The following is a 22,966-nucleotide window of genomic DNA, read 5'->3' as shown; positions in this document are numbered from 1 at the left end:
GCCACCGACGGACGTATCGATCCACCGACCCCGGAGGCCCTCTTCCTGAACCAGGGTGTCGACCCGCAGCCTGAGAAGGCAGAGCCCTGACGACAGAGACGATTCCGCCGACGTTCCTCTGAACCGAGGTTATACGAATGATGCGTCGTAGTGCGTGGTCAATTCGGCCAGATCGTTCGTTACAGTTCCAATCGGCCCTCCGCCGTATCCGACGGTGAGAATCGATGCGTAAGCCGCGTTCCAAGCGATACCGGTGGGTGGGTTAGCCCCTCCCGTCGAAGGAAGCCCCGTCGGAAAAACGGTCTGAGCAGTTGCCACGAATGTCGTTGCAGACATCGACCAATTGATCGTCGTAGCTCCGAAGGTCGCTGTCCCCCACGGCGGAGACAAGCCCGGCGCCGTGGCGACTCCGACTTGAATAAGTCCGGTTTGATCTCCGTTTAGGGTAAATGTAAGATTGCTGCCGAAGTTCATTATGACGACCGCCGCCGAGGCGAATGTGTCGCCAACCGTGGGAAAGTACACGACTTCGTAGTTCTCCACTAGTGTCACGGGCGTGGTTGCGGGAACCTGATCGTCTGCCAGTGTGTAAGCTGCTCCGCCTAGGGCGGTAGTGGTCATAAACTCCGGGGTTCCGGGAACCATTCCGGGGAAGACTGCGGAAATCTGATGCGCCGAATTGGTCTCGACGGCATACCCGCCCGTAGGTGGGGAAGTCGGAGGCGAGGTGTTCGGCACATCGATTAAATTGGCCTGCACTTGGCCCGCGTACGCGATATTAACTCCCGGGCCCAAGAACGAGAACTGCTGGTCTGTCCCGGCCACATAGGCAGTCGTTGGATTGGCGTCATTAGTCTGCGCCAGGTTGGGGCCCCAAATGCTGGCGAACTCTAACGCTCCGTTATTCACTTTGAAGAAGATCGGCACGGTCGGCAGCCGTGGCTCAAGTCGACCACCACTCTCGCTGTTCTTCCAGTCGAGCGGGAACTGTCTGATCGGGCGTTTGCGAGACTGTCGAGTACTGGGTTGCGCAAGAAGTGTCATGACCACAGCCTCCTCAGAGAGAAAAAGAAGCCTCGGCACGAACGGTGGCCGCATAACCGATTGTCTGATTTCTTATCATAACGGTATGGCTGGTTTCAATAGGCCATGTTTGCGATTCAGTGTTTTTTAGTCCATGAAATCAAGTCGAGCCATGTTTTCGATGACGACCGTCGTTCGCGGTCGCCCCAATACGCCATACGTGGCTGGTCTGAAGGGAGATCGTTAAGGCTCGCCGGGCGGTGGACGCGAAAGTGCCGGAATCTTTCGAAGATCGGTTGTGCCGCTCAAGAGGAATTGCGGCAGATACACAGGCATGTATTTGAAAACAATTGTTAATTGCATGGCGGGCAGCCTGTCTCGCACGGCCTCTGTCGATCCTCCATCGGCGCGTTATTTGCTTTGCGTCGGGAGGCTCTCCTGTCGATTTTGAGGACGCCCCGCCATGCGCTACCATGTACTTGCCGCGGACTATGACGGCACCCTCGCCACCGACGGACGTATCGATCCACCGACCCTGGACGCTCTCCGCCGGCTCAAGGAATCGGGCCGGAAGCTGATCATGGTGACCGGGCGGGAACTCGACGAACTTCTGGAATTGGTTCCGGACCCTGCGCTCTTCGACCGGATCGTGGCGGAGAACGGAGCACTCCTCTATCGCCCCGACGTGAAGGAAGAGGAGAAGCTGGCCGAGGCCGCGCCCACGGAATTCGTCGAGCGTTTGAAGGCTCGGGGCGTCGGGCCGATCTCGGTCGGCCGCGTGATCGTGGCGACCTGGGAGCCCCACGAGACAGTCGTCTTCGACGTCGTCCGTGAGATGGGCCTGGAGTTGCAGGTCATCTTCAACAAGGGGGCGGTGATGGTCCTCCCCTCGGGGGTGAACAAGGCGACCGGCCTGGAGGCTGCCCTGCGCGACCTGCGGCTTTCCGCCCACAACGTCGTCGCCGTGGGGGATGCGGAGAACGATCACGCCTTCCTCGCCTCCTGCGAGTGCGCCGTGGCGGTCTCGAACGCCCTCGACACCGTGAAGGAGCGGGCTGACTGGACGACGCCCGCCGATCACGGTCCTGGCGTGACGCAACTGATCCAGCAACTGCTCGACGACGATCTCGTCGGGTTGCAACCCAAGCTCTCCCGTCACGAGATCCTGCTCGGCGAGGACGATGAAGGCCGCGAGGTTCGGATCAACCCATACGGCCTGAACGTGCTGGTCGCCGGCACGTCGGGGGGCGGGAAGTCCACCCTCACGACCGGCCTGCTCGAACGCCTGAGCGAGGCTCGCTACCAGTTCGTGATCGTCGATCCCGAGGGGGACTACGACGAGCTTGAACTGACGATGAAACTCGGCGACCCCCATAACCCGCCGACCGTGGAGGAAGTCGAGGAGCTGCTCTCCCGGCCGGAAATGCCGGACGCCTCCGTGAACATGCTGGGGATCGATCTGAAGGATCGCCCCGGCTTCTCGGATCAACTGTTGCCTCGGCTCCAGGATCTTCGAGCGCACACGGGGAGGCCGCACTGGATCGTGGTGGACGAGGTCCATCACCTGATGCCCGCCGCCTGGCAGCCCGCGCCCTTGGTCATCCCGAAGGAGCTGCGGGGAATGCTCTACATCACCGTCCACCCCGACAGCATCGCGCCGGCTCTTCTTGAGGCGGTCGACGTACTGCTGGCGATCGGCGAGCATCCGGAGAAGACGATCCGCCTCTTCTGCGAGACCGTCGGCGTCTCCGAACCACCCGGCCTGGAAGCCGTCAAGTTGGAGCGAGGCGAGACCCTGGCCTGGTTCCGTAACGACGATCGTCCGCCGTTGCGCGTGAAGACCACGCCGCCGAAGGTCCAGCGACGGAGGCACAGCCGCAAGTACGCCGAGGGGAACCTGGGGCCGGATCGCAGCTTCTATTTCAAGGGGCCCGAAGACAAGCTGAACCTCCGGGCTCAGAACCTGGTGGCCTTCCTTCAGCTTGCCGAGGGCGTTGACGACGCCACCTGGGAGCACCACCTCCAGCAGGGGGATTACGCCCGTTGGTTCCACGAGGGGATCAAGGACGACGACCTGGGCGAAGCGGCCGAGCGGATCGCCGCCACCGCCGGGCTCTCCGCTCAGGAGAGTCGTGAGCAGATCAAGCAGGCGATCGAGGAGCGTTACACGCTTCCCGCCGAGCGAGTGACCTCCGCCTGAGCCCGCCATCCGTTCGAAAGCGGCGACGCCCGCCGGGCGGGAGGGCCGCCGGCGGGCGTCGCTTGCTCATTCTCGCGAGGTCCGAGATCAGGGCTTGATCGTGGGGGCCGGGGTGACACCCGCCGGCGCGACCGAGTTGACCGCGTCCTGAACGGCCGAGGCCGGGGTCGGCGGCGGCGGAGGGGTGACGACCGGCGCGTCGGCCGGGGTCGCCGGGGCCGGGGCGTCAGGAACCGCGGCGGGAGCCGGAGCCGCGGGAGCGGCGGCCGGGGCGTCGGGAACCGTGGCTGGCTTCACAGCCTCGCTGGCCGCGGGGGCCACGTAGGACGACTTCGCAGGAGCCTGCGAGGTCGCGTAGGGGGTCTCGTAGATCGGCATCGCCGAGCCGAAGACCGGGGGCTCGTAGACCGACGAGTAGCAGCCGCTGTAGCAGGACTCGTACATCGAGGAGTAGCAGCTGCTGTAGCACGAGTCATACGACTTGTGGTGCTTCTTGAAGAGCCCGCCGCCGCCGTGCCCGCCGAACAGCTTCTTGAGGAAGCAGCAGCCCTTCTTCTCGCTGTAGCAGCTCGGCCAGGGGTCGGAGTAGCAGCTCTCGCTGTAGCAGCCGCCGATGTAGTCGGCCGACGAGTAGCAGCCGTTGTAGTAAGAGGTGCTGCCGTAGTACGTCGACTGGATCGACGCATAGCAGCTGCTGTAGCAGCCGCCGCTGTAGCAGCTGCTGCTGTAGCAGCTGTCCGAGCTGCTGTAGCACGACGGGACAAAAGCCACGTCCGCGTGCTTGTAGTGACAGCCCAGGCCGCTGAGGGCCATCAGCATCACGACCGTCCCATGCATGTCATTGCTCCCGTTGCGTAATCAAAAAGTGGGCGAGACGATTCGAAGAGGTGATCCGCGCACGTCCCGCAGCCCGCTGAGTCGCCTTGATTGCTAATCTCTGTCCAGGCAGTCCAAATTCTAGTGTCTGATTGCCGACCACACAACAAAAAGTTGGACGATTAGGAAACACAGGATAACTGGATAAAATGTCCTTAGGGCTTGCGCGGCCTGGCGCGAGGATGACGGGTGGGTTTGGATCGAGAATCCGACGAAGGCCTCTCAGCGGCGGTAGGCTATGATGAGGGAGCATCGCGAGGCGTAGACCGCATCGAGCCGTCGTCGAAAGGGGGCGTCGGGTGGCGAGGAAGGCAGGGAGCCGCAGGGGACCGGACACGGAAGAGGCCGTCGAGGTCCGAGAAATCGAGGTTGCGCCTCCGGAGCCGGTCGCGGAGGCCTCGCCCTGGCCTGCCTGGGCGCGAAGGCTGGCGACGGTCGTCCTGGCCGTGCATATCGCGGCCGTTGCGGGGGGGGCGTTGGGGGTTCCGCCGTCGTCGGTGCTTCAGCGCTGGTTCGCGGACCTCTTCACCTGGCATCATGGACTGTTCGACCAGGGTTACGCCTACCGCTACTACGCGGAGCCGCCGCCGACGCCGGTGGTCGTGGCGACCTTGCGCCGGGCTGATGGATCGGACGAGACGATCCGGATCCCCGAGCGTTACGTCTCTGGCCCGCCGATGCGGAGACAGCGGCAGCTCGCTCTGGCGAACGCCCTGTTCGCCGGCAGCCGAGCTGCGATGCACGAGGAAGGGGCCGACGCTCATGAGCATGACCTCTGGTTGGCTCGCTCGTACGCCCGGCGACTCTGCCTGACGCACCCGGGGACGAGCAGCGTGACGTTGCGGATTCAGCAGCACTTGATTCCCGACCCCGGACGCGTCCTGGAGTTCCTGGAGGAGACCGGCGGCCGCGAGCGGTTCGACCTGTTCGCCGAGTCGATGTTCACCTCTCCCCGATGGATCGGAGACTTCCCGTGCGACGGCTTCTGACCGATGCGGCGGACTATCTGTCCGGCCTGGTCGCGGGCTTCGCCCGGGGCTGGTCTCGGTTCTTCTTCCTCCCCGCCGATCCGACCCCCCTGGGCCTGATCCGGATCGCCGTGGGACTGCTCGCGTTCTGGAGCCTTTTCGTCATCGGTCTGGACCTCGACGCTTACCTGGGCTCGAAGGGCTGGACGAATGCGACGGACGCCTATCGGAGCCTGCCGCCGTTCGCCTGGTCGATCTGGTTCTACGTCCCCGACGCGATGCTCCGGCTCGTCTGGCTCGCCGCGCTGGGAGTGTTCGGCTTGATGACGGTGGGCCTGTTCAGTCGGACGGCGTCGGTCCTGGCGTGGATCGTGATCGTCTCGACGGTGCGGCGGTCGCCGGTGGCGGTCTTCGGTTTCGACCAGATCCTGTCGACCCTCGCCCTGTACGTCGCGGCCACCGGCGCGAGCGGTCAGGCGGTGTCGCTCGACCGCTTCCTCAAGCGTTGGCGAGAGGCCCGCAGCCGCGCGGCCGTCGTCCGGCCTCAGGGGGCGCGGGTCGTCTCGCCGGTCGAGCCGGGCAAGCCTCGGCCGACGGTGTCGGCGAACCTCGGCCTGCGGCTGATCCAACTCCACCTGGCGTTCATCTACGGCATGGCCGGGCTGGCAAAGCTCCAGGGGCCTTCGTGGTGGACCGGGATGGCGCTCTGGGGGACGATGACGGCCGGCGAGTTCGTCTCGCTCGACTTCACTCGGCTCGCCGCCTGGCCGGTCGTCCTCAATGCGATGACCCACGGCAGCCTCGCGCTGGAGATCTCCTACCCGGTGCTGGTCTGGTTCCGGGCGACCCGGCCGCTGGTGGTTCTCGGCGCCGTGCTCCTGCACCTGGGGATCGCCGTGGTGAGCCCCGGTCTGACGGAGTTCGGTCTGGGGATGATCGCGGCGAACTTGGCGTTCGTCTCGGGGACCTGGCTCCGCAGCCTGGCGACGGGCCGCGTAGAAGAGCAACCCGCGATCCGCGTCCTCTTTGACGGAGCCTGCCCGAGGTGCCGCGCCTCGATGGCTCTGGTCACGGCGGCCGACCCCGACCACGTCGTCGAGCCGATCGACCTGACAGCCGTCGACGTTTCGACGATCCACCCGTCGCTCCGGCGCGAGGAGTGCATGAAGTCGATGCACGTGGTTTCGCAGTCGGGGAAGGTGGCGGCCGGGTACGACGCGGTCCTGAAGATCGCGTCCTGGCTGCCGCTGTTCCGGTTGCCTGCTTTGCTGGGGGGATTGCCGGGAGTCGTCAATCTCGGGCGGATCGTCTACAATCGAATTGCGGCCTCTCGACCGCGTGACGTGGTTTGCACGGACGAAGTCTGCGGGCTCACGCCCCCCTCGACGTCGACCTCCTCGACTTCCAGCCGCAATACTCCAACGGCTGCCGGGCGCGCCCGAGACCATGCTCAACCTCGCTGAGGTGCATCCATGGGAATCTATACCTCCAGGGACAGGGACTTTGACGACGCCCCAACCGAACCGGGCCCCGAGCTTCAGCCGGGCGTGCGGATGTACGTCCATGAGCCCGGCTGGCGGGTCACCATCAAGCGCGGCAGCGATCGCGTCTTCTGCCATACGATGACCCCCGGCCAGGACTACTACCACCGCCTGCTGGACGGTGAGCTTTACCTCCATCAGGACGATGAACGCGTCTGCCTGGCCTGCGCCTCGCGCCGCGGGATCATTTCCTACGAGGCCCGCCGGCTTCCCGACGAGGCTCCCAAGTTCCTCGTCGACGCTGGGACGCTCCCCGTTTTCATCGTCGACGATCCGAAGAAGTGACCTCGATCGGTTCCGAGTCGATCTCGGAATCGCCCGCTCGACTCCTCTCCGCCGAACGCCAGCCCGTCCGACTGGCCAATGGCTTCGTTTGTCGCCTCCTTGGGGTTGGTTTGGCCACGCAAGTCATGATCTTGTAGGCGTTTGAGGTGCGATTTTCGGGCGGCTTCGTTCGGCGGCTTTTGCAACGGTACTCAACGCGTCGGGGTCTTGAGCAAAGCCGTTTTCGGGAATCGGATGGCATTCGGACTGTCCTCTTGGGACATCCCCAGCCTCGCCGGAACTCGTTTCTGGGTTGAGGGTGAACTCGGGTGCCATGGTCACGCTTGCGTGGCCATGAGAGCGGCGACCATCACGCTGTAGCCGATGCCGGTTCATGGCCACGCAAGCGTGACCATGGCACCCAGATGTGTGTCTCTGCTCTGGTTTCGTGGTATCGCCGCTGGCCGCATGCGCTTCGCGATTGGCTTTGGAATGGCTTCGTTCGCCCCAGGCGAGGGTGCCTTGAATCACGCCGAAAGTCCTATCTTGGAACGATTTGCGGCCGGTCAACTTGGTGGGTTCGTTTGGCCAGAATGATGAACTTCGCCGTCGAAGCTCAGCGTTCGGCGTTCGCTACGGACTAGCGGATTGAGGAAGAGCCGAGGCGTCGCGGCCTCTATCTGCAATATGGACTCGGCCGGCCATTTCGGATCATGTTCTGGGGCGAATTCGCTTTCCGACTCGCGGGGGACGGCGGGAGGTTGTCCCCGGAGGAGGCGTCGAACGACAATAAGGGACTGTCGACGGCCGGAGAGTTACGCAGGAGACTTTTGACGATGATGGAAGCGAGAGTGGCGGGGGCCTGGACGTGCGCTGCGATGGCCATGGTTTTTGCGGGATCCGCGAAGGCGCAGGCCGACGACCTGCCTCCGGTCTCCGAACGGGCCCGCGCCGTGCATGCCGCCGGCATGCTGTTCGACGGCCACAACGACTATCCCTGGTTGATGCGCGCCCAGAACGACCTGGGGATGAAGAAGTTCGACTTCGCCGGCCACGTCGAACCCGGTCAGACGGACGTCCCCCGGCTCCGAAAGGGGGGCCTCAAGGCCCAGTTCTGGTCGGTCTACATCCCCAGTGAGCATGCCAACCCCACGAAGACCGTGGTCGAGCAGATCGACTTCGTGAACCGGCTTGTCGAGAAGTACCCGAACGACCTCCAACTCGCCCTGACGGCCGACGACGTGGAAAAGGCCGTTAAGGCGGGGAAGATCGCCAGCCTGATCGGGATCGAGGGGGGCGTGGCGATCGACGACAGCTTCGCCGAGTTGCGGGCCTTCCACGCGCTCGGCGCGCGATACATGACGCTGACCCACAACAAGACCCTGGCCTGGGCCGACGCCGCCAGCGACGAGCACAAACACGGAGGCCTGACTCCGTTCGGCGAGCGGATCGTCGCCGAGATGAACCGGCTGGGGATGCTGGTCGACATCTCGCACGTTTCGGCCGAGACCATGGACGACGTTCTGCGGGTCGCCAAGGCCCCGGTCATCGCCAGCCACTCCAGCGCCTTCGCGCTCTGTCCGGTCCCCCGGAACGTGCCCGACGACATCCTCGCCCGCCTGAAGTCGAACGGGGGCGTCGTGATGGTCAACTTCTACTCGGGCTTCCTGGTCCCCGAGTCGGGCAAGAAGTCCCGCGAAGCGAAGGCCGCGATCCGCAAGGCCCACCCCGACAAGGCCGAGCGCGACAAGGCCCTTGCCGACTGGTACAAGAACGACGCCAAGGCGATCCGAGGCACCGTCTCCACCGTCGTCGATCACATCGACCACATCGTGAAGGTGGCGGGAATCGACCACGTCGGGATCGGCTCGGACTTCGACGGGATCGACTCCTGGCCCGTCGGCCTGGAGGACGTGTCGGACTACCCGAGGATCACCGAGGAACTCCTCCGCCGGGGATATTCCGAAGCCGACGTCCACAAGATCCTGGGCGGCAACGCCCTTCGCGTCCTGCGCGAGGCCGAGGTCGTGGCGAAGCGGCTGCAAGCCGAGAAGACGCCGCCGCAGGTGGACGACATCAAGCACGTCCGGAAGGATGAGGACGATTGATGAGACACGAGACGAGCGACGCGTGAAAGTCGCCTGCGCTCGACAGTCCTGGTCTCAACGGCCTTCCCCCCTCGCGGGGGAAGGTGGCCGCGAAGCGGCCGGATGAGGGGGGATCGGCGCGGCCTCGAAGCCGACCAATAGGGATGCGCGTTCGAAGCCGGTCGCCCCCTCAACTGACCCCTTCGGCAATACTGTTCGGCACGGGAATTGAGCTTCAGAAGAAGCGATGGAAACCTCCCTTCTCCCCTGGTGGGAGAAGGTGGCCGAAGGCCGGATGAGGGGGATCCCAGCGTCCGCCGCCGGTTATGACCCCCCTCATCCGCCCCTACGGGGCACCTTCTCCCACCAGGGGAGAAGGGAGGCAATCGCCTCCGATGGCTTATATGCAAGTCGTGCCGAACAGTATTGCCCCTTCGGGGTCTGTCTTCCCCCGCGAGGGGGGAAGACCGTGCTTATCAAAAAATCCGGCAACCTGCGGCGACCGCGGCAGGAGTGGGCCGCCACGGCTTGGCGAACGAATCTCGATCAGACGCCGACCAGATCGTCTTCGGGCTCCTCGGCGGTCGACTCGGCGGCTTCGAGACCCTGGACGAGAGCGCCGAGCTGGAGGGCCAGCAGGCGGTCTTCGGGGGTCGCGCCGCGGAGGAGGCTGAGGAAGGCTTCGGCGCCGATGAGGACGGCCTTGGGCTTGCTGTGGACGGTCAAGACATAGCGGTTCTCAGGAGTTTCAAGGCTTTCCAGGACTTTCGGAAGATCGCGGTGGAGCTCGCGGCTGCCAATGAATCGAACGCGGGACGGAGACGGAGGCATCATCATCCTCGGGGCCTCGGACGGCCCATATCGAGCGAAGGTTTCAAAGCCGGGACGGACTAACGGACGGGAGCCGCACCGGCTGCCAAATGATAGGTGTATGTAGCGTATCGGATTGGACGTTGGATCGTCAATCCGGGGCCGCATGTTCTGGCGAGGACGGTTATTCGGACTTCGGGGCCGCGGCTTCGGCCGGTGCCGGCGCAGGGGTATCGGGCGCGGCCGGCGGCTCGGTCTCCTGCGGCTGGGGAGTGAAGAGATCGCCCAGGTCGGTGAATCGGCCGTACTGCTCGCGAAGCATGGCCTGAATCTGGATCGCCTCGGTGGGGCGGCCGGCCTGGAGCGCCGCGACGGCGCGACGGAGCATGCTTTCGACGTACTCGCGACGCGTCTTGATTTTCGCGGCCAGTTCGTCGGCTCGCTTCGCCGCCAGGAGGCTCCACTTGCGGTCATCGGGATCGTCCGGCGAGAGAACTCCCGCCATCTCGCGCCAGAAGCGTTCCGCCGAGACCTCGTCGCCGCCGGCCTCGGACTTGGAGGCCAGGGCGTTGAAAGCGGCGAACTGGCGCTCGCCGTTAGTTTGCGGCTGAGAAAACGGCGTGGCGGTCGCGCTGGCGAGCATCCGGGCGCGGCCTTCGGCCTCGTCGATGATGATCTTGTCTCTCCAGGCCTTGGTCTGCTCGCGGTAGGGGTGGTTGGGGAAGCGGGAGTCGAGCGGATCGACGTATTCGGAGAGGGCCGTGATCCAGTCGGATCGTCGGGACGACGCCATGAGCGGCTCGGCGTGCTTGTAGAGATACTCGGCGCTGGGGGGCCAGACACCGTAGGCGATGATTCCGGCGATGACGAGCATGCCCAGAATCGGGCCGCCGATTTGAAGTCGCTCAGGGGTGAAGAAGCCGGCTCCTTCGTTGCCGATGGCCGCGAGGGTCGACGACTTCGTCTTCTTCTTGCCGCCGGTCTTGGCGTTGGGCCGGCTCGTCTGAACTTCCATCCCAGCGCGGGTCGGGTTGGCGGCGGCCGAGCCAGGCTCGGGCCAGACCATCGCCACCTTCTCCTTTTTCTCGTCCTTGTCGCGCAGGTCGCGGAGGATCACGGCGACGGCCTCGGCGTCCCAGGGGCGGTCGGCCGGGGCCTTGGCCATGAGCGAGACGACGACGTTGTCGAGAGCCTTGGGGATCTCCTGGACCTTGGCGCTGGGGCGGGGGGGCGTCTCGTTGAGATGGCAGTGCATCAGCATCATGGCCGTCGCCCCGGAGAAGGGGGGCTGGCCGACGAGCATCTGGTAGAGCAGGGCCCCCAGAGCGTAGAGGTCGGTCTTGTGGCTGACGGCCGGAGTGCCCCGGATCTGCTCCGGCGCCATGTAGGCGGCGGTTCCCAGGGTCCGGCCGGGAAGCGTCAACGCCGTGCGGTCGAGGTCCTTGGCGATCCCGAAGTCGGTCAGCTTGATCCGACCTTCCTTCGTCACCATCAGGTTCGACGGCTTGAGGTCGCGGTGGACGATCCCCTGCTGATGGGCGTACTGAAGGGCGTCGCAGATCTGGATCCCCAGGTCGACGACGACGCGCCAGGGGAGGTCTCCGCGCTCCTGGAGAAGCCGGTCGAGGGTGACGCCCTCGACGTACTCCATGGCGAAGTAGTAGGTGCCGCGAAACTTGCCGGTGGCCAGCCAGCGGACGATGTTGGGGTGGCGGAATTGCTTGACGATCTCGGCTTCGCGGTTGAACCGCTCAAGCATCTTGGTGTTGGAAGCCACCTCGCCCTGGATGACCTTCACCGCCGCCGGCCGGCCGGTGGTCTCGTGCGTCGCCTTGTAGACGACGCCCATCGCGCCGGAGCCCAGGACCTGTTCGAGTCGAAACGAGCCGAGCTGTTCGCCGATAAAGCCCTGGCTGCTGCTCATGGGGGCGATCCACCCTCGCCGACGCGCGGCGGCTTGGGTTCAAGTGAAGGGTGCCGTGGGCTGTCGGCGGCCGGGAAGGACCCGGCCGCCGCGCCCTGGGATGGGATCACAGGCAGGCGACGCCGCCGGCCGCCGGCAGGTAGCTCCGCTTGACGTAGTCCATGACCATGCGGTCGGCGTTGAACTTCCAGGCCAGCGTGCGGAAGGCGTGCTTCTGCATCGCCAGCCACTTCCGAGGCAGGCCCTCGGCGTCGCGGTCGTAGAAGGTGGGGACGACCTTGGTGGTCAACACTTCGAGGAGCGAGGCGTGGTCGCGCTCGTCCTGGACCTGGATCGACGCGTGGGTCGTGCCGTGTCCGATCGCGAAGCCGTTGGCGCCGTCGTAAGCCTCGGCCCACCAGCCGTCGAGGATCGAGAAGTTCAAGGCGCCGTTGAGCACGGCCTTCTCACCCGAGGTGCCGCTGGCCTCCTGCGGCCGTCGAGGATTGTTCAGCCAGACGTCGACCCCCTGAACCAGGTGGCGGGCGACGTTCATGTCGTAGTCTTCCACGAACACGATGTTGTTGCGGAACCGACTGTCCCAGGCGTTCTTGACGATGTACTGGATCAGCTCCTTGCCCATCCGGTCCTCAGGGTGGGCCTTGCCCGCGAAGACGAACTGGATGGGCTTCTCGGCGTTCCGGATGATGTCGACCATCCGGTCGATGTCCTGGAGCACCAGGCCGGCCCGCTTGTAGGTCGCGAACCGGCGGGCGAAGCCGATCGTCAGCGTGTTCTGGTCCAGGACGTTGGCGAACCGCTCGACCGTCGCATCCGGTTCGCCGCGCTTCTTGGCCTGGGCGGCCAGGCGGCTGCGGACGAAGTGGATCAGCCGGGCCTTGAGGATCTGCTGCGTTTCATTCAGCTCGCCGTCGTCGACCTTGTCGATGGCCGTCCACGTCTCGGCGTAGCGCTGGCGCTTGGCCCAATCGATCCCGAGATGGCGGTTGAACAGCCGCGCCACCTGGGGGGCGATCCACGTCTGAACGTGGACGCCGTTCGTGATGTGGCCGATCGGGACGTTCTCTTCGGGGAGGTTTGCGTAGAGCGGGTGCCACATCCGGCGCGAGACGACCCCGTGCAACGCGCTGACGCCGTTGGCGTAACGCGAGAGCTTCAGGGCCAGCACGGTCATCGTGAAGAGCTCGTTGAGGTCGTGGGGGTAGACCCGGCCCAGCCCCATGAAGTCGTCGTACGAGAGGTTGAGCGCCTCGCGAATGCGGCCCAGGTGCTCCTCGACGAGTTGAGGAGGGAAGCGGTCGTGGCCGGCGGCGACGGGGGTGTGGGTGGTGAAGACCGTCATCTGGGCGACGTCGCGGAGGACCTCGCCGAAGGGGAGGCCAGTCTCCTCCATCAACTCGCGGATCTTCTCCAGCACGGCGAACGCGCTATGCCCTTCGTTGAGGTGGAGGACCGACGGCCGAATCCCGAAGGCTCGGATCGCCCGCACGCCGCCGACGCCCAGCAGCAGCTCCTGCCGGATGCGGGTCCGGGCGTCGCCGCCGTAGAGTCGGGCGGTGAGCTGGCGGTCGGACTCGTTGTTCTCGGGGACGTTCGCGTCCAGCAGCAGCAGGGTCGTCCGGCCGACCTCGACCCGCCACACCTTGGCGTGGAGCGTGCCGTTGGTGGTTTCCACGGCCACGCGCAGGGGGGACCCGTCGGCGGCGACGGCCGGCTCGATCGGGAGCTTCTCCACGTCCGTGTTCAGATAGCTTTCCTGCTGCCAGCCGTTGGCGTCGAGCGACTGGCGGAAGTAGCCCTGGTTGTACAGCAGGCCCACCCCGATCAGCGGGATGCCCAGATCGCTGGCGCTCTTGAGGTGGTCGCCGGCCAGGACGCCCAGACCGCCGGAGTAGATCGGCAGGCTCTCGTGCAGGCCGAATTCCGCTGAGAAATAGGCCACCGGCCGGGCCCGGAGGATCGTCGCGTGGATCGACCCCCAGGAGTCGGCGTCCTTGAGGTATTCGGAGAGACGTCGGAACGCCGAGTCGATCCGGGAGTCCAAGGCCATCTCGGCGGCCCGCTTCTCAAGCTGATCGGCCGGTAGCCGCTGGAGGAACTCGACCGGGTTGTGGTCGACCTCGCGCCACAGGATCGGGTCCAACTCGCGGAACAGGTCGATGGCGTTGGCCTGCCAACACCACCAGAGGTTGCGGGCGAGTTCCTTGAGTTTGTCGAGGAGGTTCGTTTGGCCGACCATGCATTCTCCAAAGGAATTATGGAGAGGAACCTCGGAAGCCGGCCGGCGCGTCCCCGTTGATCGCGCGGCGCGACGATTTGTTGGCCGCCCGCATCGTCGTTTCGCCGGGCCGCGAGAAAAACAGTATGCCGTCGTCGAGGTTCTCTGCTCAAGCCCCAACAGGGGATGACGACGTCATAAACCTAGGACGCAGACCGGTCCGAGGCGAGGCCTTCGGCGAACCAACCGTCGACGGCCTCGAAAGTCGCGACGGCCGACCGCTCGATCGTCGCGCGGATTTCGTCGGTCGTCGCGAAGGCGTCGACCGCGGCGCCGAACGCCTTCCACATGGGGCCGACGCTCTCGCCGTAGCTGGCGAAGTAGGCGCAGCCGGACTCCGGCGTCAGGCCCAGCGTCTCGCGCACGAGCTTTCGCATGTATTGACCGCCGAGCGTCGAACCCTCCAGGACGTACATGACGCCGAGGGCTTCCGGAAGGCTGGTCAGCGGCGGCGGGAACGGACAGTTGGGCTGAGCGGCGAGTTCCGACTCGGAGACTCCGAGAGTCCGCAGGTCGGCCTCCAGCAGATGAGCCTTGCGCCGTTCGTCGGGGTTGATCCCGACGGCCGGCCAGCCGGGGATCTTGACGAGCGCGTCCTCCACGGGGCGATGGAAGCCCAGAAACCGCCGAAGGACGCGTTTGTAGCCGTCGAGCGAGCGCGTCAGCCGGTACGAGCCCAACCGGGTCTCGACGGCTTCGTGATGGAGACGCGTCGCCTCCTTCAGCCGAGACATCATCATGCGAATTCTCTTCTTTCGGCTCCGTCCCAGGGCGACCATCGACTCTATCATCATATCCACGGGAGGCTGAGAGGACACCACCTCAGGGAGGGGACCGGACCCAGGTTTCGCGGTTCTCCAACCGGTATAATCGGTGGGACGCCGCGCACGGGCCTTCTCGTCCCCCGCGGCGTCCCGGGTCGTCGACCCGGCCCTCCTCGCCCAGATTCGGGAAGACGTCATGAACCCTCGCCTGTTCGGGATCGTCCCTCTCGCCCTGATGGCTCTTACGCCGACCATCGTCCTCGCCGCCGCCAAGCCTGACCTGAGTCTTCGCTCGTTCAAGGGGAACCGCGCGACGGTTGAGCCGCTCGCCGGCACGCCTCGGGGCGTCCGAATTACGTTTCAGACCGCGGAATGGCCCAACGCGCGAATCGACGCCGGAGATGCGCCCTTTTCCTGGACGGGAGCGGGCCGGCTGGTCCTCGACCTCAAGAATCCGGGGGCCGAGGAGGTCGAATTCGGCGTCCGCATCGACGACGACCCGAAGGCCGACGGCATTCACCACTGCCGGACCGCCCAGGGACGACTCAGGGGAGGCGAAGCCGGCGTCTTCGCGATCGAGCTGGGTAAAGAGGGGCCGATGTCGCTGGGCATGCGCGGGCTCCCCGGCCGAAAGGGGGAGCAGGTCCTCGCCCTCCACGGCGACGAGTCGCTGAACCTCGGCCACGTCGTCGCCGTCCAGGTCTTCCTTCACGCCCCGAAGACTCCGCGGACGCTGGAGATCCGCTCGGCCGAGTTCGCACCGGCCGCGTCGATCACCGGGATCGTCGACGCCTTCGGCCAGTACACCGAGGCCGATTGGCCCGGCAAGGTCCACTCCGAGTCCGAGTTGAAGACCCTGCACAAGGCCGACCTCGCCGACGTCGCCGCCCACCCCGCGCCGGCGGATCGCAACCAGTACGGCGGTTGGCGGTCCGGGCCGAAGGAGAAGGCGACCGGATTCTTCCACGCCGCCAAACGCGACGGCCGTTGGTGGCTCGTCGACCCTGAAGGTTCGCTCTTCTTCTCAATGGGAGCGGACTGCGTCCGAATGAACGACGTGGCGACGATCGTCACCGGCCGCGAGAACCTCTTCACCTGGCTGCCGAAGACGGGCGAGCCGCTGGCTCGAGGTTTCGGTCGGGTCACCAACGTCCACTCCGGGCCGGTCAAGAAGGGGGAGACCTTCAGCTTCTACCAGGCGAACCTCGTCCGTCTCTACGGCACTGAGACGTTCGAGCCCTGGGCCGACGCCTCGCTCAAGCGGCTTTCCTCGTGGGGGTTCAACACGATCGGCAACTGGTCGGACGTGCGCCTCGCCCGGAAGCAGCGGATGCCTTATGTCGCGACGCTCGGCGTCTACGGCGACATGGCCACGATCTCCAGCGGCGACGACTACTGGGGCAAGATGAAAGACCCCTTCGACCCGAAGTTCGCCGAGGCCGTCCGCCGTAGCGTGGCCGAGGGAACCACCTCGACCAAGGGCGATCCCTGGTGCCTTGGCTACTTCGTCGACAACGAGCTGAGCTGGGGAGGAGCGGGCGATCGCGGCCGCGTCGGCCTGGCGCTCGGAACGCTCGACGGATCCGCCGTCTCATCTCCCGCCAAGCGGGCCCTGGTCGACCGTCTCAAGAAGCAGTACGGCGAGGTCGCCCGCCTGAACTCTGCCTGGAAGACCGACTTCAAGGATTGGTTCGCGCTCGACGCCTCGTGGAAGCCCCAGGGCGAGCCTTCCTCGTGGACGAAGGCGTTCCACGACGACCTTCGCGGCTTCGTCAAGGAGTTCGCCCGCGCCTACTTCAAGACGATCCGCGACGAGTTGAAGAAGGCCGACCCGAACCACCTCTACATGGGCTGCCGCTTCGCCTGGAAGACGCCCGAGGCGATCGAGGCCGCCGGCGAGATTTGCGACGTCGTCAGCTTCAACATCTACAAGAAGTCCGTCGACCCGGCCGAGTGGTCGTTCCTGGAGAAGATCGACAAGCCGGCGATCATCGGCGAGTTCCATTTCGGAGCCCTCGACCGCGGTATGTTCCACACCGGACTGGTGCCGACCGGCTCCCAGGAGGAACGAGCGGCGGCCTACGCGACCTACGTTCAGAGCGTGCTCGACCACCCGTCGTTCGTCGGCTGTCACTGGTTCCAGTTCATCGACGAGCCGATCACCGGCCGATCCTATGATGGAGAAAACTACAACATTGGATTCCTGAACGTCGCCGACCTGGCCTATCCCGAACTCGTCGCCGCCGCCCGCGCCGTCCACTCTCAGGCGTATCAGCGGCGATCGACGGCCAAGCGACCCTGAGCGAGCGAATCGCGGAGCCTCTCCATGACCGAGACGTCTCGACACATCCGTTACGCCAGCCCGATCGGGGATCTGCTCCTGGAGTCTCGGGGCGACCGCATCAGCGGTCTCCACATGCTCCGGGGATCGGCCGATCCCCGGCTCGCCGAGGCCCAACTGGAAGCAGGGGGCTCGCCGATCCTGGACGAGGCTCGGCGGCAGCTCGACGCCTACTTCGACGGTCGCTCGCAGGGCTTCGAACTGCCGCTCGTCATCAGCGGGACCCCGTTCCAGGAGAAGGTCTGGAAGGCGCTGGCGAAGGTGCCTTATGGAGAGACGGTCTCGTACGCCGAACTCGCCGGCAAGATCGGGAATCCCTCGGGGTCGCGGGCGGTGGGCGGGGCGAACGGGCGGAACTGCATCGCGATCGTGATTCCCTGCCACCGCGTGATCGCCGCCGGCGGCCGGCTCGGCGGCTTCGGCGGCGGGCTCGATCGCAAGCTCTGGCTGCTCCAGCACGAGGCTCACGTTCTCGGCCGCGAGGTCCCCGCCGCCTGGGCCGACGCCGCAGCGCCGGTCAAAGCCCAGCCCGTTCCAGCCATGCCACGGCCCAGGGGATGACCGGGACCAGGGCGACGTTGGCCGCGAAGACGGCCAGCGTCGACCAGACGACCCCCCGCGTCGCCGCCCGACCGACGGACTCGGCCGACCGCTCCGATTCGAGCCCGACCCAGCATCCGACCAGCCCGACCATCAGCCCGAAGACGGCCGTCTTCAAGGTCGCCGACACCACGTCCGGGAGCCGTAGGAAGACCAGCGACTGCCGCCAGAACAGCTCGGGCGAGAGCTTGCCGCCGATTCCTTCAGCCGTCAGGGCTCCGACCAGGGCGGCCGAATCGACCAGGATCGTCAGCAGCGGCGCGGCGAGGACGCAGGCGATGACCCGAGGGGCCACCAATCCGCCGATCGGGTCGGAGCCCAGGACGATCCGGGCGTCGATCTCCTCGTTCAGAGTCATGACCCCCATCTCCGCCGCGAGCCCCGCGCCGACGCGGCCCGCGGCGAGCACACCGGCCAGGAGCGGGCCCAACTCCACGACCACGGCCACCGACAGGAAGCTCGGCAGCGCCGCCTCCGCGCCCTGAGCGGCCAGGAGGCGATGCGTTTGAAACCACGTCACCAGGCCGACGCTCAGGCCCGCTCCGACCACGATCGGCAGGCTCTTCACGGCGACTTCCTCGAAGAGCCGAACGACCTCGCCGCCATGGCGGAGCAAAGCGCTCGGGACCGCCATCGCCACCCGAACCGCGAAGACGAGGAAACGGTAGAGGGCCACGATCGGCCCGATGAGCATTCTCTCCATGCCTCTCCCCGTCTCGGACCCTCGCACTGTCTGCCTTTACGATCCGCTCCAGGATACCGACAATGATGGGACGAAACCGAGCGGCGTGATCGCCGTGAACTCAGGACGGCGATCCAGAAAGGTCCGGCCACGATGGCGGAGAGCGAAAAGGCGGCGGATCTCGGGGTGGAAACGGGAGGGGACTCCCGCCGCTGGGACGTGCTGGCGATGGCCACGTTCGCACCGCTCGGCGGTTTCACGGAGGTCGGACTGACCCCCAGGCTGCTGCGGGCCGATCTGGGTATCGTGGCCGACGTCTCCATCCCCCGCGCACCAGGCGAATTCCTGGTCGCGGTGATCCGCCGGACGTCCCCCGAGGGCGTCGTCCCGATCCTGCTCACGAATCATAAACTGGTTTGGTTCGATCGGCAGCAATCGGGGGGCGGCAAGCCCACGTTCACGGGCCACGCGGCAGCCTACAACGATATCGGGCCCGACGTCGCGGCCGAGACCGGGGCCGGCGCCCCGGTGGTGAACATCGGCGGCGGCCGCCTCGTGGAGGTTCCTCCCCAGGAGCCGGGCCTCGCCGGAGCCCTCGCCGCCGCGCTCCAGGCCATCTCGCACGCCGCCCGGACGGGAGAGGCTGCGCCCATCGACGCGGCCCTCGCCCAACGGATCGTCCAAACGATCCCCCGAGCCATGGAAATGGACGCCTCGCTTCGAGTCCAGGGAGAGGACAGAATCCAGTTCCGAAGTGACCTGTTCGCGGCGGTCCCGAGCGCGTTCGTCTCCCGCTTCGTCATCACGGCTTGCGTTCTCGTCTTCGCGGCGATGGTCGCCAAGGGGGTCAATCCGCTCGATCCCACCACGAGCGACCTGATCGCCTGGGGGGCCAACGACGACCTCCGCGTGACGGTCCGAGGCGAGTGGTGGCGGTTGCCCGCGAGCGTCTTCCTCCACATCGGCTTCATCCATCTGGCGTTCAACATGTGGGCCCTCGCCGCGCTGGGGCCTCTGGTCGAGCGGCTGTACGGGAACCTCCGCTTCGCCGTCCTGTACATGGCGGCCGGAGTTGGAGGAGCCGCGGCCAGCCTGGCTCTCCCGCCATACGGCGGGACCAGCGCCGGTGCTTCGGGTGCGATTTTCGGCGTTGTCGGGGCTTTGCCGGCATTCCTGATCGTCCGACGACACGCCGTGCCGCCGTCGATCTTGAGGCCGCTGAAGAGCCAGGCGTTGGTCTTCATCGTGTTTAACCTCACCCTCGGGGCGACGCTCGCAAGGATCGACCAGGCGGCGCACGTGGGCGGATTGGTGGTCGGCTTCCTCGCCGGGTTGTTGCTTGCGCCCGGCTGGCCTCGACGTAAGCCGACCTTCGCCGACACGATGCGGTCCGCGGCGCTCTCGGCCGTCGTCGCCGTGATGGTGGTCGAGGCGACCGACTGGGCGATCCACAGCCGGGCGTTGACGATCGGTCCGGCGGAACAGTTCCTCGAGTACGATCTCCAGGTCGAGCCGATTTCCGAGAAGCTCTACAAGCTCACCGCGATCAATCAGGAAATCGCCAATCTCCTGAAGGACCAGGTCAATCGAGACCAATCGGACCGTCGCCTCGACGAGTTGCTCGCCCGCCTCGACCGGGAGGGGCGCGAGAACCTCAAAGCCGTGGAGCGGATCTGGACCCCCGATCCGAAGCTCGCGAAGGCGGTCGGCCTGCTTGCGGCGGCCCAGAGCGAGCAGATTGCGTCCGTCGAGGCCGTCCAGAGCTTTCGTCGGACGAACGACCTTGCCTGGATCCAGGGAGACGGCGGCTTCCTCAAGCGGGCCGTCGAATTGAAGAGGCTGGTGGAGGCCCGTCAGCGCCTGGAGGACGCCTATATCCGTGAGAACGGCCTGTCGATCAAGAAGAGCGAGGAGGTTCCTGGAGACGGGACCGGCTCCCTTGACCCCGCTCCGCCGGCCTCCCTAGAATCGACCCCCGTTCCGCGGCGCCCTCCCACCGAGCCGAGCCCGCCCGACTGACAGCCTCCCCCCTAGCCAAGCCGAGCGGATTCGCCCATGAGCCGTCGTTACGTCAATCAACTCTCGCACGGCGACTCGGTCGACGAGGCGTTTCTGGTCGCGGACAAGCAACTCCGGGCGAACCGCCAGGGGAACCTTTACCTGCAGCTCGAGTTGCGCGACAAGACCGGCAGCGTCGGCGCGCGGCTGTGGAACGCCACCGAGGAGCTGGCCCGAACCTTCGAGCCGGGCGACTACCTCCTGGTTCGCGGCAAGACTCAGATCTTCCAGGGGTCGCTCCAGATCATCCTGAGCCACATCGAGGTCGTCGACTCCTCGCGAGTCGAGCCCGAGGACTTCCTGCCGCAAAGCTCGCAGAACGTGGCCAAACTGTACAACCGGCTTCGCGACGTCCTGCTGGGGATGCACGACACCCACCTTCGGGCTCTGGTGGAATGCTTCCTGATCGACGAGGAGTTCGTGGCGAAGTTCACCGCCGCGCCCGCCGGGATCAAGAACCACCACGCCTATCAGGGGGGGCTGCTGGAACACGTCGTCACGATGCTCAACGTGGCCGACAGGATCGTGGAGTTCTACCCGGACGTCGACCGGGATCTGCTTCTGACGGGCGTCTTCCTGCACGACGTCGGCAAGATCGAGGAACTCTCGTACGACCGGGCCTTCGGCTACACCGACGAGGGCCAACTCGTCGGCCACCTGGTCATGGGCGTGGAGATGCTCCGCGACAAGGTCGAGCAGACGGCCGACCTCACCGGCGAGCCGTTCCCCAACGAGCTGCTCCTGCGCCTGAAGCACATGATCGTCAGCCACCACGGCGCGCTTGAGTACGGCAGCCCGAAGCTCCCGATGACGCTGGAGGCGGTCGCCCTTCACTATCTGGACAACCTCGACGCCAAGCTCCACACCTTCGGCCGAGAGATCCGCGACGACCCAATCCGGGAGTCCACCTGGACCCCCTTTCAACAGAGTCTGGGACGCCGGCTTTTCAAGGGCTCCCCGAGCCGCGGCGCTCAGGCGGAAGAGGCCTGAGCGCGGGAGCGGCGAGAGGTCACTTGGCTGCTGGAGCCTTCCGCTCCCAGACCGCGATCGCGTCTTCTGAGCCGCGACGGGGGATGCCGTTGTCCTCCATCAGTTCGGCCGTCGAGTCGTCGAGCGCCTTGCGCGGGAAGACCATCGTTTCGGCGATGAGGTCCCCATCGAATCGCAGGGTGACGTACTCGCCCTGGGCGTCCCGCAGCAGTTCGACCAGGTGCAGAAGGTTCCGCACCGGATGCCCGTCGACGTCGCGGATGATCTGGCCGAAGTGCTCGTCGTAACCCCGCGTCAGCTTGTGCTGCATCATCGGGGCGGTGACGATCACGAGTTCCTCTCCTGGGAAGGCGACGAAGTCGCCGCGACGGCTGATGATCGGGCTGCCGAGCATGGCCAGGGGGTTGGCTTTTGCGTAGATCGGAACGGCATCCGCGTAGACCGGCGAGAAGACGAGCGGTCCATGGACGAAGAAGCTCGGCTGGCGGCCCCGGTATGATTTCAGCAGCCCGACGTCTTCCGACGAGACCGGCAAGACGCCGTCGATCGTCTTGCCGTTGCGGATGAGCTTCGCCGCCACCGGCCCGGCCGCGGCCAGGCGGGGGACGACGGCGTCGAACGGCAGACGGATGCCGTCCACGTCGGCGAAGCCCTCGTTGTCGATCGCCGATCCCCCGACTTGGGTGATCACGTCGAATTCGCGCAGGGGATAGTCGTCGGTGGTCCTCCAGGGCTTCCTCACCATCACGCCGCGAACCGAACGGTCAAGGCCGAGCTTGGCGCGCAGAGCCTCATTCTCGATCGTCTGGAAGCGATCGAAGATTCCGGGCTTGCCGTCGTAGCGACCGTCCTTCATGTCGGCGAGGTAGGAGTCGATCTCCTCGTTGGGGACGACGTAGCCGACGTTCTCCGCCATGCCGAGCTGGCCGAAGGTGAGGCCGATCATCTTATCGTCCACCAGCGCCGGGCCGCCGCTGCTTCCGGGGTTCACCGCCGCGTCGATCTGGATTCGCATCCCGAACTCGCCGCTGGGATAGTCTCCGAAGTCAATCCGGGAGACCACCCCCCGAGTCACCGCCATCCCGGTGCCCCCCACGGGGAACCCGTAGACGGCCACCGCGGCGTTCGGCGCCGGCCGCACGGCGGCTCGGGGCATGGCAGGAGCGGACTTGAAGAAAGTCTCGTCCTCCAGCAAGAGCGTCGCCAGGTCGATGTCCGGCCCCGAGGTGACGACCTTGGCTTCGAAGCGGTCGCCCCCCTTGGCGCTCTGAACCGACACCCGGGTCGCATACGAGACGACGTGCGCGTTGGTCAGGATCGTATGGTCGTCGAGCACGACGCCGGTTCCGCTCGTCTCGATCGCATTCTGCCGAGCCCATGGACGGATCGGGTTCGGCAGTCGAAGCGTGGCGAAGACCCTCACCACAGACTCCTCGGGCGGCCCCGCGAGGGCGACGCCGCCGAGGAGGAAGAGCGGGAAGGCCAGGAGCGAGTACAGACGGCGGACCATGGATCGGCTCCGAATGGGCGTGACCGACGCGGAACGGGCGATTCATCATC

General features: G+C 65.9%; 17 protein-coding genes. 9 read left to right on the top strand and 8 right to left on the bottom strand.

Annotated elements, in window-relative coordinates; translation table 11 throughout:
* Positions 1-129: 129 nt before the first annotated feature.
* On the bottom strand, positions 130-1,044 hold the full coding sequence (locus tag G5C50_RS07125; RefSeq protein ID WP_165067019.1) for a hypothetical protein: 915 nt from the start codon (positions 1,042-1,044) through the stop codon (positions 130-132).
* 442 nt (positions 1,045-1,486) lie between these two features.
* Here G5C50_RS07125 and G5C50_RS07120 point away from each other — a divergent pair, with 442 nt between their 5' ends.
* Positions 1,487-3,223: an HAD family hydrolase gene (locus G5C50_RS07120; RefSeq protein WP_165067015.1), complete on the top strand. Its 1,737-nt coding sequence runs from the start codon at positions 1,487-1,489 to the stop codon at positions 3,221-3,223.
* An 87-nt stretch (positions 3,224-3,310) separates the two neighbouring features.
* Here G5C50_RS07120 and G5C50_RS07115 read toward each other — a convergent pair whose 3' ends face one another.
* Complete coding sequence (locus G5C50_RS07115) at positions 3,311-4,060, bottom strand: hypothetical protein (RefSeq protein ID WP_165067012.1); 750 nt, start codon at positions 4,058-4,060, stop codon at positions 3,311-3,313.
* Between the two features lie 338 nt (positions 4,061-4,398).
* On the opposite strand from G5C50_RS07115, the gene G5C50_RS07110 reads away from it, so the two are divergent.
* The 4 genes from G5C50_RS07110 (at position 4,399) to G5C50_RS07095 (ending at position 8,980) form a co-directional block, all read left to right on the top strand.
* Entirely contained in the window at positions 4,399-5,088 is a 690-nt protein-coding gene (locus G5C50_RS07110) for a hypothetical protein (RefSeq protein ID WP_165067009.1), read from the top strand.
* Positions 5,073-6,530 carry a DCC1-like thiol-disulfide oxidoreductase family protein gene (locus G5C50_RS07105; protein ID WP_240906997.1) on the top strand — a complete coding sequence of 486 codons (1,458 nt, stop codon included), beginning with the start codon at positions 5,073-5,075 and terminating at the stop codon, positions 6,528-6,530. The genes G5C50_RS07110 and G5C50_RS07105 overlap by 16 nt, the downstream gene beginning before the upstream one ends.
* Positions 6,531-6,539: 9 nt before the next feature.
* Positions 6,540-6,893: a hypothetical protein gene (locus tag G5C50_RS07100; RefSeq protein WP_165067003.1), complete on the top strand. Its 354-nt coding sequence runs from the start codon at positions 6,540-6,542 to the stop codon at positions 6,891-6,893.
* An 815-nt stretch (positions 6,894-7,708) separates the two neighbouring features.
* Positions 7,709-8,980 (top strand): dipeptidase, encoded by a 1,272-nt coding sequence (locus tag G5C50_RS07095; RefSeq protein ID WP_240906996.1) that lies wholly within the window; start codon positions 7,709-7,711, stop codon positions 8,978-8,980.
* Positions 8,981-9,505: 525 nt separating this feature from the next.
* On the opposite strand, the gene G5C50_RS07090 is transcribed toward G5C50_RS07095, so the two are convergent.
* The 4 genes from G5C50_RS07090 to G5C50_RS07075 form a co-directional block, all read right to left on the bottom strand.
* Positions 9,506-9,796 carry a type II toxin-antitoxin system prevent-host-death family antitoxin gene (locus G5C50_RS07090; protein WP_240906995.1) on the bottom strand — a complete coding sequence of 97 codons (291 nt, stop codon included), beginning with the start codon at positions 9,794-9,796 and terminating at the stop codon, positions 9,506-9,508.
* 157 nt (positions 9,797-9,953) lie between these two features.
* A complete protein-coding gene (locus G5C50_RS07085; protein WP_165067000.1) occupies positions 9,954-11,693 on the bottom strand; it encodes a serine/threonine-protein kinase in 1,740 nt (579 codons plus the stop codon).
* A gap of 106 nt (positions 11,694-11,799) precedes the next feature.
* A complete protein-coding gene (gene glgP / locus G5C50_RS07080; protein WP_165066997.1) occupies positions 11,800-13,932 on the bottom strand; it encodes an alpha-glucan family phosphorylase in 2,133 nt (710 codons plus the stop codon).
* Between the two features lie 182 nt (positions 13,933-14,114).
* Positions 14,115-14,711: a biliverdin-producing heme oxygenase gene (locus G5C50_RS07075; RefSeq protein WP_165066994.1), complete on the bottom strand. Its 597-nt coding sequence runs from the start codon at positions 14,709-14,711 to the stop codon at positions 14,115-14,117.
* Between the two features lie 220 nt (positions 14,712-14,931).
* Between G5C50_RS07075 and G5C50_RS07070 the strand changes: the two genes are divergently transcribed.
* On the top strand, positions 14,932-17,037 hold the full coding sequence (locus tag G5C50_RS07070) for a hypothetical protein (protein ID WP_165066991.1): 2,106 nt from the start codon (positions 14,932-14,934) through the stop codon (positions 17,035-17,037).
* Positions 17,038-17,061: 24 nt separating this feature from the next.
* Complete coding sequence (locus G5C50_RS07065; protein WP_165066988.1) at positions 17,062-17,637, top strand: methylated-DNA--[protein]-cysteine S-methyltransferase; 576 nt, start codon at positions 17,062-17,064, stop codon at positions 17,635-17,637.
* Here G5C50_RS07065 and G5C50_RS07060 read toward each other — a convergent pair.
* Positions 17,594-18,379, bottom strand: a complete 786-nt coding sequence (locus G5C50_RS07060; protein WP_165066985.1) for an MlaE family ABC transporter permease — start codon at positions 18,377-18,379, stop codon at positions 17,594-17,596. The genes G5C50_RS07065 and G5C50_RS07060 overlap by 44 nt on opposite strands.
* A gap of 132 nt (positions 18,380-18,511) precedes the next feature.
* Between G5C50_RS07060 and G5C50_RS07055 the strand changes: the two genes are divergently transcribed.
* On the top strand, positions 18,512-20,377 hold the full coding sequence (locus tag G5C50_RS07055) for a rhomboid family intramembrane serine protease (protein ID WP_165066982.1): 1,866 nt from the start codon (positions 18,512-18,514) through the stop codon (positions 20,375-20,377).
* Positions 20,378-20,413: 36 nt separating this feature from the next.
* Positions 20,414-21,406, top strand: a complete 993-nt coding sequence (locus G5C50_RS07050; RefSeq protein WP_165066979.1) for a 3'-5' exoribonuclease YhaM family protein — start codon at positions 20,414-20,416, stop codon at positions 21,404-21,406.
* A 19-nt stretch (positions 21,407-21,425) separates the two neighbouring features.
* Here the strand turns inward: G5C50_RS07050 and G5C50_RS07045 are convergent, their stop codons facing one another.
* The gene (locus G5C50_RS07045; protein WP_165066976.1) at positions 21,426-22,916 is read right to left on the bottom strand and encodes a S1C family serine protease; all 1,491 of its coding nucleotides are present in this window, start codon (positions 22,914-22,916) and stop codon (positions 21,426-21,428) included.
* Positions 22,917-22,966: the final 50 nt, after the last annotated feature.

The organism is Paludisphaera rhizosphaerae, from assembly GCF_011065895.1.
In the GTDB taxonomy this organism is placed as follows: Bacteria; Planctomycetota; Planctomycetia; order Isosphaerales; family Isosphaeraceae; genus Paludisphaera; species Paludisphaera rhizosphaerae.
This window is presented reverse-complemented; position numbering and strand designations above follow the sequence as displayed.

Bases quoted from the DNA above. Each gene is read 5' to 3' on its own strand.
- G5C50_RS07090 (WP_240906995.1), bottom strand. From the start codon at position 9,796: ATGATGATGCCTCCGTCTCCGTCCCGCGTTCGATTCATTGGCAGCCGC.
- G5C50_RS07050 (WP_165066979.1), top strand. From the start codon at position 20,414: ATGAGCCGTCGTTACGTCAATCAACTCTCGCACGGCGACTCGGTCGAC.
- G5C50_RS07045 (WP_165066976.1), bottom strand. From the start codon at position 22,916: ATGGTCCGCCGTCTGTACTCGCTCCTGGCCTTCCCGCTCTTCCTCCTC.
- G5C50_RS07055 (WP_165066982.1), top strand. From the start codon at position 18,512: ATGGCGGAGAGCGAAAAGGCGGCGGATCTCGGGGTGGAAACGGGAGGG.
- G5C50_RS07075 (WP_165066994.1), bottom strand. From the start codon at position 14,711: ATGATGATGTCTCGGCTGAAGGAGGCGACGCGTCTCCATCACGAAGCC.
- G5C50_RS07125 (WP_165067019.1), bottom strand. From the start codon at position 1,044: ATGACACTTCTTGCGCAACCCAGTACTCGACAGTCTCGCAAACGCCCG.
- G5C50_RS07065 (WP_165066988.1), top strand. From the start codon at position 17,062: ATGACCGAGACGTCTCGACACATCCGTTACGCCAGCCCGATCGGGGAT.
- G5C50_RS07085 (WP_165067000.1), bottom strand. From the start codon at position 11,693: ATGAGCAGCAGCCAGGGCTTTATCGGCGAACAGCTCGGCTCGTTTCGA.
- glgP (WP_165066997.1), bottom strand. From the start codon at position 13,932: ATGGTCGGCCAAACGAACCTCCTCGACAAACTCAAGGAACTCGCCCGC.
- G5C50_RS07115 (WP_165067012.1), bottom strand. From the start codon at position 4,060: ATGCATGGGACGGTCGTGATGCTGATGGCCCTCAGCGGCCTGGGCTGT.
- G5C50_RS07100 (WP_165067003.1), top strand. From the start codon at position 6,540: ATGGGAATCTATACCTCCAGGGACAGGGACTTTGACGACGCCCCAACC.
- G5C50_RS07070 (WP_165066991.1), top strand. From the start codon at position 14,932: ATGAACCCTCGCCTGTTCGGGATCGTCCCTCTCGCCCTGATGGCTCTT.
- G5C50_RS07060 (WP_165066985.1), bottom strand. From the start codon at position 18,379: ATGGAGAGAATGCTCATCGGGCCGATCGTGGCCCTCTACCGTTTCCTC.
- G5C50_RS07120 (WP_165067015.1), top strand. From the start codon at position 1,487: ATGCGCTACCATGTACTTGCCGCGGACTATGACGGCACCCTCGCCACC.
- G5C50_RS07095 (WP_240906996.1), top strand. From the start codon at position 7,709: ATGATGGAAGCGAGAGTGGCGGGGGCCTGGACGTGCGCTGCGATGGCC.